Origin of the sequence: Pseudomonas paraeruginosa, assembly GCF_003025345.2 — a bacterium.
GTDB classification, from domain to species: domain Bacteria; phylum Pseudomonadota; class Gammaproteobacteria; order Pseudomonadales; family Pseudomonadaceae; genus Pseudomonas; species Pseudomonas paraeruginosa.
The window spans coordinates 6,019,773-6,036,173 of the sequence record NZ_CP020560.1; the positions used below are offsets into that span (position 1 = coordinate 6,019,773).

Annotated in this window: 14 protein-coding genes; 3 read left to right on the top strand and 11 right to left on the bottom strand. The window is 66.1% G+C overall.

Going from position 1 to position 16,401, the window contains the following annotated elements:
• Positions 1–90 precede the first annotated feature (90 nt).
• The 3 genes from gltP to B7D75_RS28485 all read right to left on the bottom strand — a co-directional run bounded on the left by gltP (position 91) and on the right by B7D75_RS28485 (position 2,787).
• Positions 91–1,425 (bottom strand): glutamate/aspartate:proton symporter GltP, encoded by a 1,335-nt coding sequence (gene gltP, locus B7D75_RS28475; protein ID WP_003156903.1) that lies wholly within the window; start codon positions 1,423–1,425, stop codon positions 91–93.
• 711 nt (positions 1,426–2,136) lie between these two features.
• Positions 2,137–2,604: an inhibitor of vertebrate lysozyme family protein gene (locus B7D75_RS28480; protein WP_003156905.1), complete on the bottom strand. Its 468-nt coding sequence runs from the start codon at positions 2,602–2,604 to the stop codon at positions 2,137–2,139.
• A gap of 21 nt (positions 2,605–2,625) precedes the next feature.
• A complete protein-coding gene (locus B7D75_RS28485; RefSeq protein WP_003096961.1) occupies positions 2,626–2,787 on the bottom strand; it encodes a DUF1328 domain-containing protein in 162 nt (53 codons plus the stop codon).
• A 452-nt stretch (positions 2,788–3,239) separates the two neighbouring features.
• Here B7D75_RS28485 and algB point away from each other — a divergent pair, with 452 nt between their 5' ends.
• Together algB and B7D75_RS28495 are read left to right on the top strand one after the other, a co-directional pair.
• Entirely contained in the window at positions 3,240–4,589 is a 1,350-nt protein-coding gene (gene algB, locus B7D75_RS28490) for a sigma-54-dependent response regulator transcription factor AlgB (protein ID WP_034080715.1), read from the top strand.
• Entirely contained in the window at positions 4,586–6,373 is a 1,788-nt protein-coding gene (locus tag B7D75_RS28495; protein ID WP_107114629.1) for a KinB sensor domain-containing domain, read from the top strand. Before algB ends, B7D75_RS28495 begins: the two co-directional genes overlap by 4 nt.
• Before the next feature lie 31 nt (positions 6,374–6,404).
• Here B7D75_RS28495 and ampDh2 read toward each other — a convergent pair whose 3' ends face one another.
• From ampDh2 to B7D75_RS28530, 7 genes are all read right to left on the bottom strand, one after another.
• Entirely contained in the window at positions 6,405–7,184 is a 780-nt protein-coding gene (ampDh2, locus tag B7D75_RS28500; protein WP_107114630.1) for an N-acetylmuramoyl-L-alanine amidase AmpDh2, read from the bottom strand.
• 28 nt (positions 7,185–7,212) lie between these two features.
• Positions 7,213–7,806, bottom strand: a complete 594-nt coding sequence (locus B7D75_RS28505) for a MarC family protein (protein WP_034080716.1) — start codon at positions 7,804–7,806, stop codon at positions 7,213–7,215.
• A 99-nt stretch (positions 7,807–7,905) separates the two neighbouring features.
• Positions 7,906–9,912 (bottom strand): GGDEF domain-containing protein, encoded by a 2,007-nt coding sequence (locus B7D75_RS28510; protein WP_107114631.1) that lies wholly within the window; start codon positions 9,910–9,912, stop codon positions 7,906–7,908.
• Complete coding sequence (locus tag B7D75_RS28515; protein WP_003155459.1) at positions 9,909–10,787, bottom strand: endonuclease/exonuclease/phosphatase family protein; 879 nt, start codon at positions 10,785–10,787, stop codon at positions 9,909–9,911. Before B7D75_RS28515 ends, B7D75_RS28510 begins: the two co-directional genes overlap by 4 nt.
• A gap of 15 nt (positions 10,788–10,802) precedes the next feature.
• Positions 10,803–11,438, bottom strand: a complete 636-nt coding sequence (gene dsbA / locus B7D75_RS28520) for a thiol:disulfide interchange protein DsbA (RefSeq protein ID WP_003155460.1) — start codon at positions 11,436–11,438, stop codon at positions 10,803–10,805.
• Positions 11,439–11,593: 155 nt separating this feature from the next.
• Positions 11,594–12,199, bottom strand: coding sequence for a c-type cytochrome (locus B7D75_RS28525; RefSeq protein WP_003102831.1), 606 nt, complete (start codon positions 12,197–12,199; stop codon positions 11,594–11,596).
• A 45-nt stretch (positions 12,200–12,244) separates the two neighbouring features.
• Positions 12,245–12,538, bottom strand: a complete 294-nt coding sequence (locus tag B7D75_RS28530; RefSeq protein ID WP_012078053.1) for a c-type cytochrome — start codon at positions 12,536–12,538, stop codon at positions 12,245–12,247.
• Positions 12,539–12,721: 183 nt separating this feature from the next.
• Between B7D75_RS28530 and yihA the strand changes: the two genes are divergently transcribed.
• A complete protein-coding gene (gene yihA, locus B7D75_RS28535; RefSeq protein ID WP_012078054.1) occupies positions 12,722–13,369 on the top strand; it encodes a ribosome biogenesis GTP-binding protein YihA/YsxC in 648 nt (215 codons plus the stop codon).
• Between the two features lie 263 nt (positions 13,370–13,632).
• Here the strand turns inward: yihA and polA are convergent, their stop codons facing one another.
• Positions 13,633–16,374, bottom strand: a complete 2,742-nt coding sequence (gene polA, locus B7D75_RS28540; RefSeq protein WP_058174428.1) for a DNA polymerase I — start codon at positions 16,372–16,374, stop codon at positions 13,633–13,635.
• Between the last annotated feature and the right edge of the window lie 27 nt (positions 16,375–16,401).

Sequence of the window (16,401 nt, forward strand, 5' to 3'; positions counted from 1 at the left end):
CGTTGCGCGGATGATAGCGGCGCAGGCGGTGCCGGCGCCAGAAACGACGAGGCCCCGGACGATGCCGGGGCCTGCTGGACAAAGTCCGTCTTACTCGATCGTGGCCTGCTTGCCCTTGGCCTCGCCGACCGCCTGACGCAGGTGCGGCAGCGAATCCCAGTAGCGCTGGCCCTTGGCCGCGTCGTACATGCCTTCCCACTTGGAGATCACCAGCACCGCGAGGGCGTTGCCGATCACGTTGAGGGCAGTGCGCGCCATGTCCATGATGCGGTCGACGCCGGCGATGAAGGCCAGGCCCTCCAGCGGGATGCCGACGCTGCCCAGGGTGGCGAGCAGCACCACGAAGGACACGCCCGGTACGCCGGCGATGCCCTTGGAGGTCACCATCAGGGTCAGCACCAGCATGATCTGCTGGCCGATGGACAGGTCGATGCCGTAGAGCTGGGCGATGAAGATCGCCGCGATGCTCTGGTACAGGGTCGAGCCGTCGAGGTTGAAGGAGTAGCCGGTAGGCACCACGAAGCTGCTGATCGCCTTCGGCGCGCCGTAGGCTTCCATCTTCTCGATGATGCGCGGCAACACGGTTTCCGAGCTGGCGGTGGAATAGGCCAGGACCAGATCGTCCTTGAAGATGCGGATCAGGCGCATGATCGAGAAGCCGAACATCCGCGCGATCAGGCCCAGCACCACCAGGGCGAAGAAGGCGATGGCGACGTAGACCAGGATCACCAGCTTGGCCAGCGGCAGCAGCGAGGCGAAGCCGAAGTTGGCGACGGTCACCGCGATCAGGGCGAAGACGCCGATCGGGGCGTACTTCATGATCATGTGGGTGACCTTGAACATGGTTTCGGAGACGCCCTGGAACACCTTCACCAGCGGCTCGCGCAGGTCGTTGGGCAGGCTCGACAGGCCAAGGCCGAACATCACCGAGAAGAAGATGATCGGCAGCATCTCGCCACGGGCGATGGCGGCGAAGACGTTGGACGGGATCAGGTTGAGGATGGTCGCGATGAAGGCATGGTCATGCTGCACTTCCTGGGTGGTCTTCTGGTACTGGGAGATGTCCACGGTACCCAGGGTGCTCATGTCGATGCCGGTGCCGGGCTGGAACAGGTTGGCCAGCAGCAGGCCGACGACGATGGCGACGGTGGTGACGATCTCGAAGTAGATGATCGTCTTCAGGCCGATGCGGCCAAGCTTCTTCGCGTCGCCGACGCCGGCGATGCCGACCACCAGCGAGGAGATCACGATCGGTACCACGATCATCTTGATCAGGCGGATGAAGATGTCGCCGGCCGGTTGCAGCACGTTGGCGATCCACCAGGCCTTCTCGGCGCTGAAGTGGTTGAGCACTGCGCCTACGGCGATACCGAGTGCCAGACCGATCACGATCTGCCAGGCGAGGCTTAGCTTGGCTTTACCCATGTTTCGTCACCCTTAATTCTTGTGGAAGTCGGGAGTCGCTCCAGCGGGAGAGTCGCTCCCGACAGGCGAAAGGGCGCAATGATTCATGCGCTCCCCTACCCCGTCTAATGCCGTAAGTGACTGCCCCATGCCGAATCGGCATGAGAAATCACTAATGAAACATCCGTCCCACAGGAAATTGCCCTTGATTTTCACTCAAGAACAGGGAGCGGAAGGCACTCCATGCCGGGCCCGGGGCCTGGTGTCCATCCTGGGAAGATGAAGCCCGCTCATCATGATTGCGATGGATGGTCGCGGGGACGCGGCGGCGTCGCCGAGGTGACACCCTCTGCTGTGGATAAGTGGCTTTCTGTGGATAACCGTATGGTGAAGTCCTTCCGGAGGGTGCTTCGGAATGCGCGGATGGTCGATTGTAAAACGGCCTCGCCAGTCGTCGGCATTGATCGATATCAGGGAAGTACGCCGAGCATGCTCGCGGAGGTCGCCGCTCCGCCGGGCGGCGGAACGGCGTGCCCTTCTATATATAGAAGCGCGCCGGAAAGGAGCGACTCGTCGGTTCGCTCCCCTCCGGCGCGTTTTCACCTGGCCCGACCCCGAAGGAGGTACTCCCTGTACCCCTGGAGCCCGCCGGATCGACCTCATCCAGCGCACCCCGGTCCCCTGGCCATGCCCCGCTGCCAGCGGGGCGTTGTCACGCAAGCCCGACCCGAGTCAGTACCAGTTCGGATCGGCCTTGAGTTGTTCGTCGAGAATCTTCTGTACCGCGGGCTCCGGCTTGCCCAGCCAGCGGAAGCTGGCGTGCTTGCTCGGCGACTTGTCCTGCGGCAAGCCTTCGGGCACCTGCACGTAGAGTCCGTAGGCGTGGCTCTTGTCCCAGTCGAAGGCAACCAGCAGGCGCTGGCCCTTGCAGTCGGACTTCTCGCAGAGCCCGCCGACCAGATACTTGTCGCCCTGGTCGTCGACCGCGCGCATCGGCGTGGCGGTCCCCGAAAGGTTCATTACCCAGTCGGGCAGCCGGCTCTCGTCTTCCACCAGGTTCTGCCAGGCCTTGCGATACCCGGCGTCGGTGCTCTGCAGTTCGTTCAAACGGTATTCGCCATCCCTGTCGGCCGCCACCGCCAGCGAACTGGCGGCGGCACCGAGCAGCAGTGCGTTCATCAGGTTGCGCATGAGTCGCATCGCTTTCTCCTCGGCGTCCGGCTAGCCGCGGCGGCGTCCGAAGAAGAACGAGACCACGAAGAGCACCAGGAACAGGACGAAAAGGATCTTCGCGATTCCGGTGGCTGCACCCGCGATACCACCAAACCCGAGGACGGCGGCGATGATGGCGATGATCAGAAAGGTGATTGCCCAACTAAGCATGATGTTTTTCTCCTGTGTGCCTTCGGAACTGTCGTACCGCCTCGGGAGATTGCCCGCGGGGTAGCGAACCGGCCTTTGTCCATTTCTCTGCTGGGAGACCGTACCTCCTCTTTGCACGCCTCATGCCAGCCTTTTCAAAAAATAAAAAACCTTTAAATTCAATGGGTTGAAAATATCTTTCGGTAGTCGACGCAGTTCATCCTGCACGACGACGCAAATTATTCCGGGCGTTTTGCACGACCGACGCGGTACGCTGTCACATGTACAGGGAGCGGGCCAGGCGATGCCATCCGGCATGCGGCCCGAAAATCGAAACAGGCGCTCCAGCGGCTTGCGGGTCGGCACCGCCCGCCCCGGATGGGTGGCGGGGCGCTCTTGCAACTAGCACGGGCTTTCCGCGGACTAACCCAGAGGCCGTATGGCAGCGAGTTCCCTGGAGGATAAAAGCAACGATGGAAACCACTTCCGAAAAGCAGGGGCGCATCCTGCTGGTCGATGACGAATCGGCGATCCTGCGCACTTTCCGTTACTGCCTGGAGGACGAGGGCTACAGCGTGGCCACCGCCAGCAGCGCGCCACAAGCGGAGGCCCTGCTGCAGCGCCAGGTCTTCGACCTGTGCTTCCTCGATCTGCGCTTGGGCGAGGACAACGGCCTCGACGTCCTCGCCCAGATGCGCGTCCAGGCGCCCTGGATGCGCGTGGTTATCGTCACCGCACATTCGGCGGTGGATACCGCGGTCGACGCCATGCAGGCTGGCGCGGTGGACTACCTGGTCAAGCCCTGCAGCCCCGACCAGCTGCGCCTGGCCGCCGCCAAGCAACTGGAGGTGCGCCAGCTGACCGCGCGCCTGGAAGCCCTGGAGGGCGAGATGCGCCGCCAGGGTGACGGCCTGGAGTCGCACAGTCCGGCCATGGCCGCGGTACTGGAAACCGCCCGCCAGGTGGCGGCGACCGACGCCAATATCCTCATCCTCGGCGAGTCCGGCTCCGGCAAGGGCGAGCTGGCGCGCGCCATCCATACCTGGAGCAAGCGCGCGAAGAAACCCCAGGTCACCATCAACTGCCCGTCGCTGACCGCCGAACTGATGGAAAGCGAACTGTTCGGCCACAGCCGCGGCGCCTTCACCGGGGCCACCGAAAGTACCCTGGGCCGGGTCAGCCAGGCCGACGGCGGCACCCTGTTCCTCGACGAGATCGGCGATTTCCCGCTGACCCTGCAACCCAAGCTGCTGCGTTTCATCCAGGACAAGGAATACGAACGCGTCGGCGACCCGGTGACCCGCCGCGCCGACGTGCGCATCCTCGCCGCGACCAACCGCGATCTCGGCGCGATGGTCGCCCAGGGCCAGTTCCGCGAGGACCTGCTCTACCGCCTCAATGTCATCGTCCTCAACCTGCCGCCCCTGCGCGAACGCGCCGAGGACATCCTCGGCCTGGCCGAACGTTTCCTCGCCCGCTTCGTCAAGGACTATGGCCGTCCCGCCCGAGGCTTCAGCGAGGCCGCCCGCGAGGCCATGCGGCAATATCCCTGGCCGGGCAACGTCCGCGAGCTGCGCAACGTGATCGAGCGCGCCAGCATCATCTGCAATCATGAGCTGGTGGACCTCGACCACCTCGGCTTCAGCGCCACGCAATCGGCCAGCAGCGCTCCGCGAGTCGGTGAATCGCTGAGCCTGGAAGACCTGGAGAAAGCCCATATAACGGCGGTGATGGCCTCCAGCGCCACCCTCGACCAGGCCGCCAAGACCCTCGGTATCGACGCCTCGACCCTGTACCGGAAGCGCAAGCAGTACGGCCTATGAACATGCCGTTGCCGATGAAACTCCGGACCCGGCTGTTCCTCAGCATTTCCGCGCTGATCACCGTCTCGCTGTTCGGCCTGCTGCTCGGGCTGTTCAGCGTGATGCAGCTCGGGCGGGCCCAGGAGCAACGGATGTCGCATCACTACACGACCATCGAGGCCAGCCAGCAACTACGCCAGCTGCTTGGCGACCAGTTGGTCATCCTGCTTCGCACGCGCCCCGACAGCCAGGCCCTGGAACGCTCGCAGAACGACTTCCGCCGGGTTCTCGAACAGGGGCGCTCGAATGCCGTGGACAGCGCTGAACAGGCTGCGCTGGATGGCATCCGCGACGCCTACCGGCAGTTGCAGGCGCAGACCCAGCCCCTGCTCGAAGCACCGCTGGACGACAGCGACGACTTCAGCGAAGCCTTCAACACCCTCCGCCTGCGCCTGCAGGACCTGCACCAACTGGCCCTCTCCGGCATCAGCGCCGCCGAGACCAATGCCCGCCATCGCGCCTACCTGGTCGCCGGCCTGCTCGGCCTGGTGGGCGTGGCCATTCTGCTGATCGGCTTCGTCACCGCCCACAGCATCGCCCGCCGCTTCGGCGCGCCGATCGAGACCCTGGCGCGCGCGGCGGACAAGATCGGCAAAGGCGACTTCGACGTGACCCTGCCGACGACCAACCTCGCCGAGGTCGGCCAACTGACCCGCCGTTTCGGCCTGATGGCCGAAGCCCTGCGGCAGTACCGGCGGACCAGCGTCGAGGAAATGCTTTCCGGCGAGCGGCGCCTGCAAGCGGTGCTCGACAGCATCGACGATGGCCTGGTGATCTTCGACAACCAGGGCCGCATCGAACACGCCAACCCAGTGGCGATCCGCCAGCTGTTCGTCAGCAACGACCCCCACGGCAAGCGGATCGACGAGATCCTCGGCGATGAAGGTCTGCGCGAGGCTGTGGAAAAGGCCCTGCAGGGCGAGGTCCAGGACGAGGCGATGCCCGACCTGGAAGTGGATGTCGCCGGCGAGTCGCGACTGCTGGCCTGGTCGCTGTATCCGGTTACCCACCCCGGCGGACACAGCGTCGGCGCGGTGCTGGTGGTGCGTGACGTCACCGAGCAGCGAGCCTTCGAGCGGGTCCGCAGCGAATTCGTCCTGCGCGCCTCGCATGAGCTGCGCACCCCGGTGACCGGCATGCAGATGGCCTTCAGCCTGCTCCGCGAACGCCTGGACTTCCCCGCCGAGTCGCGGGAAGCGGACCTGATCCAGACGGTGGACGAGGAAATGTCGCGGCTGGTCCTGTTGATCAACGACCTGCTGAACTTCTCGCGCTACCAGACCGGCATGCAGAAACTCGAGCTGACGACCTGCGACCTCGTCGACCTGCTCACCCAGGCGCAGCAACGCTTCGTGCCCAAGGGCGAGGCGCGCCGGGTTTCCCTGGAACTGGAACTGGGCGAGGAATTGCCGCACCTGCAGCTCGATCGCCTGCAGATAGAACGGGTAATCGACAACCTGCTGGAAAACGCCCTGCGCCACAGCAGCGAAAGCGGGCAGATCCACCTGCAGGCGCGGCGCCAGGGCGATCGCGTGCTGATCGCGGTGGAAGACAACGGCGAAGGCATCCCTTTCAGCCAGCAGGGCCGGATCTTCGAGCCGTTCGTCCAGGTCGGCCGCAAGAAAGGCGGCGCCGGACTGGGTCTGGCGCTGTGCAAGGAGATCATCCAGCTGCACGGCGGGCGCATCGCGGTCCGCTCGCAGCCAGGCCAGGGGGCGCGCTTCTACATGCTGCTGCCGGTGTAGCGGGCGCTGCCGGCAGGCTTTTCCAGCGGCCTCAGGAAGCGGGAACCGCCAGCAGCAGCGCGGCGGTTTCCAGGTCCGGCTGGCCATCGAAGCGGGCCGGCCGGTACTTCATCTGGAAGGCGCCGATGACGTCGCGGGTATCCTGTTCCAGCACCCCGGTCTGCGGCACCAGGTAGCCGTGCCGCGCCAGCTGCTGCTGGAACCAGCGGACATCCGGCAACTGTCCGTTCAGCTCGGCCAGGCGGCGCGCCAGTTCGCCGGGCTTCGGCCAGGGCACCAGGCCGGCGTCGGCGAGGCGCTTCCAGGGGAACAGCGGGCCCGGATCGACCTTGCGCCCCGGCGCGATGTCGCTGTGCCCGATGATCCGGTCCGGGGTGATGCCATGGCGCTTGGCGATGTCCTTCAGCAGGGGGATCAGCGCCTGGACCTGCGCCTCGCTGAACGGATACCAGACCCGCCCCTGAGAAGTATCGCGATAGCCCTGGTTGACGATCTCGATGCCGATCGAGGTGGCGTTCAGCCAGGTCCGCCCCTGCCATTCGCTGACCCCGGCGTGCCAGGCGCGACGGTTCTCGTCCACCAGGCGGTAGACGGTGGCCGGTTCGTCGTCGCCGATCAGATAGTGCGCGCTGACGCCGCCGTGGGTGAGGATGCCCAGCGAATGCGGCAGATCGGTGGAGGTGTAGTGCAGGACGATGAACTGGACACGGCTGTCCTGGTTCACCGAGGTGTAGTCGGTGTTCAGGCGCGGGCCGCTGGAGCAGCCGGCCAGCAGCGCCAGGGTGAAAACCAGGAAAATGAACGAACGCATGATGACTCCGAATGAATAGGCAGCGCCGTCAGGCGGCGATGTGCAACACGCTGCGCAGGTTGTCCAGGAGCATATCGACGCTGAGCATGATCAGCAGCATTCCGGCCAGGCGCTCGATGGCGGTCAGCCCGCGCGGGCCGAGGAAACGCTGGAGGAACGCCGCCTGCAGCAGGATCAGGGCGGTGGCGGCCCAGGCCAGGATCACCGCCAGGTAGAGCTCCCACAGCGGCCCGTCGAAGGTGGTACGCAGGGTGATCAGCATCGCCAGCGCCGAAGGGCCGGCCACCGCCGGCGTCGCCAGCGGCACCAGCAGCGGCTCGCCGTCGGGCACCTCGCCGAGCAGGCCCTGGGGAGACGGGAAGATCAGGCGCATGGCGATCACGAACAGGATGATCCCGCCGGCGATTCCGGTCGCCTCGCGGGACAGCCCAAGACCGCTGAGGATGTGCTCGCCGAGAGTGAGGAAGAGCAGCAGCAGGCCCAGGGCGAAGGCCAGCTCGCGGAACGCCACGCGCAGGCGGCGCCCGGGCGCGACGCCTTTCAGCGCGGCGAGGAACACGGCGATGTTGCCGAAGGGGTCGGTGACCAGAAAGATCAGGACGGCGACGCCGAACATATCCATGGCTGTTTCCAGAACGGTATGGCCTGCCATTCTACCGGGCGCGGGAGCGAACTGCAGGCGCAGCCGGCCTCGGGCGCCGGAATGTGCGCCGGTCGTGCTTCAGGCGACTTCCAGGCGGTCCCTGCCGGCGCGCTTGGCACGATACAGCGCCTGGTCGGCACGTTCGAACGCCGCCTCGCCAGCCTCGTTGCCGACGAAGGCGGTTATCCCCGCGGAACAGGTGATGCTCAGGGGCTCGCCCTTGAAGTGGAAGGGGCAGGCGGCGATCGCCGCGCGCAGCCGCTCGAGCAATTGCCGGCCGGCGTCCAGCGGCGTGGCCGGAAGCAGGACGACGAACTCCTCGCCACCGAAGCGGGCGATGAAATCGGCCTGGCGCAACCGTTTGCGCAACTCGCCGGCGATGATCTTCAACACCTTGTCACCGGCCAGGTGGCCAAAATCATCGTTGATCCGCTTGAAGTGGTCGATGTCCAGCACCGCCAGCAGCAGCTCGCCGCCGTCCCGGCGCCGGCGCGCCACTTCCTGCTCCAGGCGCTCGCTGAGCGCGGCGCGGTTGGGCAGGCCGGTCAGCGGGTCGGTCAGGGCCTTCTGTCGCTGGTCTTCCAGGTGGGTGTGGAACGCCTTGGCATCCTGCTCCATGCTGTTGACCCGTTCCATCAGCGCCTGCAGGCGGCCGGAGACTTCCTGCTCGTGTTCGGCCTGTTCGCGCTGGTGTTCGTCCATGGAGGCGAGCAGGCCGTTGAGCCGGCTGTCCACCGCCAGCTTGAGGCTGTCCAGGTCGGTCGCCTGCTGCACGCTGGCCTGGAGGCCGCTGACCTGCTCGCGCAGTGTCTGGTCGAAGCCGCGCGCGTTGTCCAGCACGCCGGTGTAGCCGGCGTGGGCATCGCCCAGGTGGCCAAGGAAGCTTTCCAGGCGCTCGTTGAGCTGCCGCAGGTATTCCTCGAAGTCGCGCTGGCCGCTGTCGGCCAGGGACAGCACCAGCACCGCCAGGTCGTCCAGCACCGGCACCAGTTCGTACCAGTTCAGGCTGCCGTCTATGCGTACCCGCAGCGCCTCGGCCTGGGGCTGGTGGCTGCTCGGCAGGGACAGGCCGTCGAGCAGGCGCAGCAGGCTCGCCTCGATATGCGGCGCCACCGCGCTGTAGCCGGGTTCGGGCATCGGCGGGGGCAGCGCGTAGGTCTCGTCGGCCGTCGCCTCGGCGAGGTTATTCACAGGCTCGCCCGGCTCTTCCGGCTCGATGTCCAGCTCCTGCTCCACCGAGGGCTCCCCGGGCGTTTCGCGGAAAACCAGGCCCCCTGGCAGGGGCAGGCTATCCAGCCAGATCGGCCGCGGCTCTTCCAGCCGGATCTGGTTCGACTCGCCGCGCGCGGCCAGCGCGCCACGTCGCGCCGGAGGCGCCGCGGCGACGCTCTCCGGATCTGTGGATAACCCTGCCGGGACGCTGGCCTCCACCTCGCCGCGCGGGCTACCGGCGCCGACCGGCAAAGGCTGAGCGACAGGCGCGGGCCCGGTGGTTGGCGCGACCGCCGACGCCATGGGTAGCGCTGGGTTCGCCCGCGCCACGGCGGTTTCCGCCTCCTTGCCGCCGAACAGGCGCTGCAGCAGACCCGGCCGGCTGTCGTCGCCGTCGCCGCCCTTGCGCTCGGCCAGGACCTGGCGCTGCAACCGGCTCAGTTCGCCGAGCAGGATGGGTATCTCGCGCGACTGCCGGGCACGCTCCTCGATATCGCGGGCGAACTGCTTGAGCGGCTTGCGCAGCTCCCGCGGCAGGTCGAGGGCCAGCAGTTGCTGGGCAAGCTCGCCGAGGGCGTCGATGTTCTGCTGGGTGCGTTGCTGGCGACGTTGCTCGGAGTCGAGCACGGCCTTCTCCAGGCGGGGAATCAGGCCGGCCAGGCCGGCGTCCATGTCGTCGCGGCGGATGATCTCGCGCAGCTCCTTCATGCACAGGTCGACCGCCTTGTCGCTGCCTTCGGCCGCCAGGCTGCTGCGCACCAGGCCGCGACGCAGCAGGTCGATGCGCGCATCCCAGCGGCGCTGCAGGCGCTCCTGCTGCTCGATGTTCTCCAGGTACTTGTCTTTCCAGCGCTGGGCGTCGTCGCGACTCATGACGCGCTCCCGGCGCTGTCGCTCACGACCAGGGCCCTGTCGCGCAGGTTGTCCGGCAGACGGATCTCGACCGACACCGGCAGGTGGTCGGAGATCGGCTGGTCGAGCACATCGACCCGCTCCAGCGCGAGGTCGGAACTGAGCAGGATGTGGTCGAGGTTGCGTTGCGGCCGCCAGCTGGGGAAGGTCGCCTCGACCTGCGGCGCCATCAGACCGAGATCGCGCAGCGGCGAGTTTTCCAGGAGGTCGACGGCATGGGTGTTCATGTCGCCCATCAGCACCTGGTGGCGGTAGTCGCCGATCAGCTCGCGAATGTAGGCGAGCTGGCGGGTGCGGGTGCGCGCGCCGAGGGCCAGGTGCATCATCACCACCACCAGCGCGTCGGGCCCGTCGCCGAAACGCACGAAGATCGCGCCGCGCCCCGGCGGGCCGGGCAAGGGGTGGTCTTCCAGCAGGCTCGGCCGCCAGCGGCTGAGCAGGCCGTTGCTGTGCTGGGCGATGCGCCCGAGGTTGCGGTTGAGCTGCTGGTACCAGTAGGGGAAGGCGCCGAGCTGGGCCAGGTGCTCGACCTGGTTGACGTAGCCGGAACGCAGGCTGCCGCCGTCGGCTTCCTGGAGGGCGACCAGATCGTAGTCGGCGAGCAGCTCGCCGATGCGCTTGAGGTTGGTCGCGCGGCCCGCGTGGGGCAGCAGGTGCTGCCAGCCGCGGGTCAGGTAGTGGCGGTAGCGCTCGGTGCTGATGCCGACCTGGATGTTGAAGCTCAGCAGGCGCAGACGGCCGTCGCCGGGCAACTCCCGCGAGTCGTCACAGGAGGGGTTCACTCGCGGGTCGCAGCTGCCTGCGACCCGAGGTTCACGCTGCCAGCGGCGCAACATGCCGGATCACCTTGCTTACTTCTTGGCCGCTGCGCGCTCTTTCTCGATCAGGTAGTCGGCCAGCTTGAGGGTTTCCTCCGGACCACCGGCGGAGCCGATGTCGAAGCGGTACTTGCCATTAACCACCATGGTCGGTACGCCGGTGACCTGGTAGGCCATCGCCAGCTTCTTGGCCTTTTCCATCTGGCCCTTGATGGCGAAGGAATTATAGGTGCTCAGGAACTTCTCCTTGTCCACGCCCTTGCCGGCCAGGAAGTCGGCCATTTCTTCCGGGGTGGCGAGCTTCTTGTGCTCCTTGTGGATCGCCTCGAACACGGCATTGTGCACGTCATGCTCGACGCCCATGCTTTCCAGGGTCAGGAACATCTGCCCATGGACGTTCCAGATACCGCCGAACAGGGCCGGCAGGCGGACGAAATGCACGTCGGCCGGCAGCTTCTCGCTCCATGGCACGATGGTCGGCTCGAACGCATAGCAATGCGGGCAGCCGTACCAGAACAGCTCCACCACTTCGATCTTGCCGGGCTGCGACACCGGCACCGGGCTGCTGAGTTCGGTGTATTCCTTGCCGGCGGTATATTCGTCGGCCTGGGCAGTCATGCCGAACAGGCTGACCATGGCCAGCATGGCGCTGAGAATCAGGTTACGCATCGTTCACTCCTAGGCGAGGTCTGTGCCGCTCTCCGGCCGGGTTTCGACCCGGACGACCGGTAACGGGTTCCGGCATTGTAGCGATGGCGGATGCAAAAAAGGGCAGCCGAGGCCACCCTTTTTCATACATCTTTTTTTGCCAGGCTACGCAGCGATCAGTGCAGACCCTGGATGTAGCTGGAAATCGCGGCGATGTCCTTGTTCGACAGCTTGGCGGCGATGGACTGCATGATCTTGGTGTCGCCGTCGTTGGTACGGGTGCCTTCGCGGAAGTCGGTCAGCTGCTTGGCCACGTAGGTCGCGTGCTGGCCGCCCAGGTGCGGGAAGCCGGCGGTGGCGATGCCGACGCCGCTCGGGGAATGGCAGCCGGTGCAGGCCGGCATGCCCTCGGCGATCTTGCCGCCGCGGAACAGCGCTTCACCCTGGGCCACCAGGTTCGGATCGGCCATGCCGACGCTCATCTTCTGGCTGGCGAAGTAGGCGGCGATGTCGGCCAGGTCCTGGTCGCTGAGGTTGGTCAGCAGGCCGGTCATTTCCAGCACGGTACGCTTGCCGTCCTTGATGTCATGCATCTGCTTGAGCAGGTAACGCTCGCCCTGGCCGGCCAGTTTCGGGAAGTTCGGCGCCGGGCTGTTGCCATCCGCACCGTGGCAGGCGCCGCATACCGCGGCTTTGGCCTGGCCCGCGGCGGCATCGCCAGCGGCATGGGCAAGGCCGGTCAGACCCAGGGTCAACAGCAGACTCACGAGAAGTTTGTTCATCAGCTAATCCAATTACGGCTAAGGGTGAAAGATAGTGGGCTTCGGCTACTTCTTCACCATCCACTGGATGGTTGCCTGGTAGTCTTCGGCACTGCAGTCGGTGCACAGGCCGCGCGGCGGCATGGCGTTGAATCCGTTGGTCACATGCTGGACCAGGGTCGGCATGCCCTTGGCCAGCCGCGGCTCCCAGGCGGCATGGTCGCCCTTTTTCGGCGCCGTCGGCAGCTGGCCGTCGTGACACGCGCCACAGGTCCGGTTGAACACTGCTTCCGGGTCCTGCGCCGCCTGCGCCGTAACGGCCGCCGCAACGACTGTCGCTGCGAGCAGCAGTTTCTTCATGATCGTCCTCATCAGGGGGAACGCCCGCGTTCTACCGCGCGGAAAAATGCTCTGTCCGTTCCCGCGCGCGCTCGACCCTGGGGGATAAAGCGCACACAAAATCCGCGGCATTATATACTTCCGATACCGAAACGGAAACGAAACAGCCCCCGCGACACCGAGTCGCACCCCTGTGGATAACCCATGTCAGAGAAGAACCCCATCGTCGGCCTGTGCCAGAAGGCCAGCTTTCTCATCAGCGCCGCCCAGGTCGACCAGTGCCCACCCGACGAGGGCCTGGAAGTCGCTTTCGCCGGACGCTCCAACGCCGGCAAGTCGAGCGCGCTGAACACCCTCACCCACGCCAACCTGGCACGTACCTCGAAGACCCCCGGCCGCACCCAGTTGCTCAACTTCTTCAGCCTGGACGAGTCGCGGCGGCTGGTCGACCTGCCCGGCTACGGCTACGCCAAGGTGCCGATCCCGCTCAAGCAGCACTGGCAACGCCATCTGGAAGCCTATCTGAGCAGCCGCGAAAGCCTGGCCGGGGTGTTCCTGATGATGGACATCCGCCATCCGCTGACCGACTTCGACCGCCTCATGCTGGACTGGGCCCAGGCCAGCCAGCTGCCGATCCATGTGCTGATGACCAAGGCCGACAAGCTGGCCTTCGGCGCGGCGAAGAACGCCCTGCTCAAGGTGCGCCGCGAAGTCCAGCAGGGCTGGGGCGATGTCGCCAGCCTGCAGCTGTTCTCCGCGCCCAAGCGCCAGGGTGTCGACGAGGCGCAAATGGTCCTGGCGCAATGGCTGGGCTTGCTGGACGAGGACGAAGAGCCGGTCGGGGAAGCCTGAATTCCAGGCAAAAAAAACCCCGAGCTTCGTATGGGGAGGGGGAAGTTCGGGGTTCAAGTCCGGACCGCTAGGGCGGGGTCCAGGAATCTGCCAACACTAAACACTGCAAAGGAGCATCGAAGGGCTCAATCAGCCATTCGTGTGTTCTGACTGTCGGCAAAACGGGAAAGTTCAGCGCGCCGCGAAAAACTTTTCCACGGCATCCACCCCAGGCACTCCGGACCTGCTCGCAAGGCCCGCCATACGGGCCCCACAACCGTTCATCAGTGGGCTTCGTCCCAGTTCGAACCGATGCCCGCCTCGACCACCAGCGGTACGTCCAGGGACGCCGCCCCGCTCATCAGCGGGCGAATCCCCTCGCGCACCTGCCCGACCAGGTCCTCGCGTACCTCCAGCACCAATTCGTCGTGCACCTGGAGGATTACCCGGGCATCCAGGCCGCTTTCCCGCAGCCAGTTATCCACAGAGACCATGGCGCGCTTCATGATGTCCGCCGCAGTGCCCTGCATCGGCGCGTTGATCGCCGTCCGCTCCGCGGCCTTGCGCATGGCGCCGTTCTTCGAATGGATTTCCGGCAGGTACAGGCGGCGGCCGAACAGGGTCTCGACGAAGCCCTGCTCGGCGGCCTGCGCGCGGGTCCGCTCCATGTACGCCAGCACCCCGGGGTAGCGGGCGAAGTAACGATCGATGTAGGCCTGGGCTTCCTTGCGCTCGACGCCGATCTGCTTGGCCAGGCCGAAGGCGCTCATGCCGTAGATCAGCCCGAAGTTGATCGCCTTGGCGCTGCGTCGCTGGTCGCCGCTGACGTCTTCCAGCGGCACGCCGAAGACTTCCGCCGCGGTGGCGCGGTGTACGTCCAGATCGTGGCGGAAGGCGTCCAGCAGGCCTTCGTCCTTGGCCAGGTGGGCCATGATCCGCAGTTCGATCTGCGAGTAGTCGGCCGCCAGCAGCTTGTAGCCCTGCGGCGCGATGAACGCCTGGCGGATGCGCCGGCCCTCGGCGGTGCGGATCGGGATGTTCTGCAGGTTCGGATCGCTCGACGACAACCGCCCGGTAGCCGCCACCGCCTGATGGTAGGAGGTATGGATGCGCCCGGTGCGCGGGTTGATCTGCTCCGGCAGGCGGTCGGTGTAGGTACTCTTGAGCTTGCTCATGGAGCGGTACTGCATGATCACCTTGGGCAGCTCGAAGTCCTGCTCGGCCAGTTCGGCGAGCACCGCCTCGGCGGTGGACGGCTGGCCGGTGGCGGTCTTGCTCAGCACCGGCAGGCCGAGCTTGTCGTAGAGGATCGCGCCAAGCTGCTTGGGCGAGCCGAGGTTGAACTCCTGCCCGGCCAGGTCATAGGCCTGGCGCTCCAGGGCGACCATCTTCTCGCCCAGCTCGCGGCTCTGGATGCCCAGCAGGTTGGCGTCGACCAGCGCGCCGTTGCGCTCGATCCGCGCCAGCACCGGCACCAGCGGCATCTCGATATCGGTCAGGACCCGGGCCAGGGAAGGAATGGCTTCCAGCTTCTGCCACAGAGCCTGGTGCAGGCGCAGGGTGACGTCGGCGTCCTCCGCGGCGTAGGGCCCGGCCTGTTCGATGGCGATCTGGTCGAAGGTCAGTTGCTTGGCGCCCTTGCCGGCGATGTCCTCGAAACGGATGGTGCTGTGGCCGAGGTACTTCAGGGCCAGGCTGTCCATGTCGTGGCGGGTGGCGGTGGAGTCCAGCACATAGGACTCGAGCATGGTGTCGTAGGCCACGCCCTGCATCGCGATGGGCGTGCTGGCATTGGCCAGGACATTGATGTCGTACTTGGCGTGCTGGCCGACCTTGAGCTTCTGCGGATCCTCCAGCAGCGGTTTCAACGCGCGCAGCACCGCGTCACGCTCCAGTTGGTCGGGAACGCCCATGTAGCTGTGGGCCAGCGGCACGTAGGCGGCCTCGCCCTCCTTCACCGCGAAGGATACGCCGACCACCTGCGCCTGCTGGGCGTCGATGCTGGTGGTCTCGGTATCGAAGGCGATCAGCTCGGCCTGCTCGAGCTTCTTCAGCCAGGCGTCGAAACCGGCCTGGTCGAGCACCACGTCGTAGTCGACCTCGGCCTGGATCGGCGTCTCCGCCTCGCCGCTCTCGCCGGCCTCCTTGGCCTCGCGCAGCAGGTCATCGAGCCAGTTCTTGAATTCCAGCTCGCGGTACAGGGCGATCAGCGCCTCGCGCTGCGGTTCGCCGGGATACAGCTGGTCGAGCTGCACGTCGAGTTCGACATCGGTCTTGATGGTCGCCAATTGGTAGGAAAGGAACGCCTGCTCGCGGTTCTCCTCCAGTTTCGCCGGCAGGCCCTTGGCGCCGCGGATCGGCAGCTCGGGTACCTTGTCCAGGCTCGCGTAGAGCACCTCCAGCCCGCCGCCGACGCCGGTCAGCAGGCCCAGCGCGGTCTTTTCGCCGACCCCGGGGACGCCGGGAATGTTATCGACCTTGTCGCCCATCAGGGCGAGGAAATCGATGATCAGCTCGGGACCGACGCCGAATTTCTCTTTCACGCCATCCACGTCGAGGCGGCTACCGGTCATGGTGTTGACCAGCGTAATGTGCCCGTCGACCAGTTGCGCCATGTCCTTGTCGCCGGTGGAGATCACCACCGGGCGGTCGGCCGCGGCACTGCTGCGCGCCAGGGTGCCGATCACGTCGTCGGCCTCGACCCCTTCCACGCACAGCAGCGGCAGGCCGAGGGCGCGGACGCTGGCATGCAGCGGCTCGACCTGGACCCGCAGGTCGTCGGGCATCGATGGCCGGTTGGCCTTGTACTCGGCGAACAGTTCGTCGCGGAAGGTCGGGCCCTTGGCGTCGAAGACCACCGCGAACGGGCTGTCCGGATACTGCTTGCGCAGGCTCAGGAGCATGTTCAGCACGCCCTTCACCGCGCCGGTGGGCTTGCCGGTCGAGGTGGTCAGCGGCGGCAGGGCATGGAAGGCGCGGTACAGGTACGAGGAACCGTCCACCAGGACGAGGGGCGCTTGGCTCATGAGGGGAATCAACCTTTTCCGGAGACC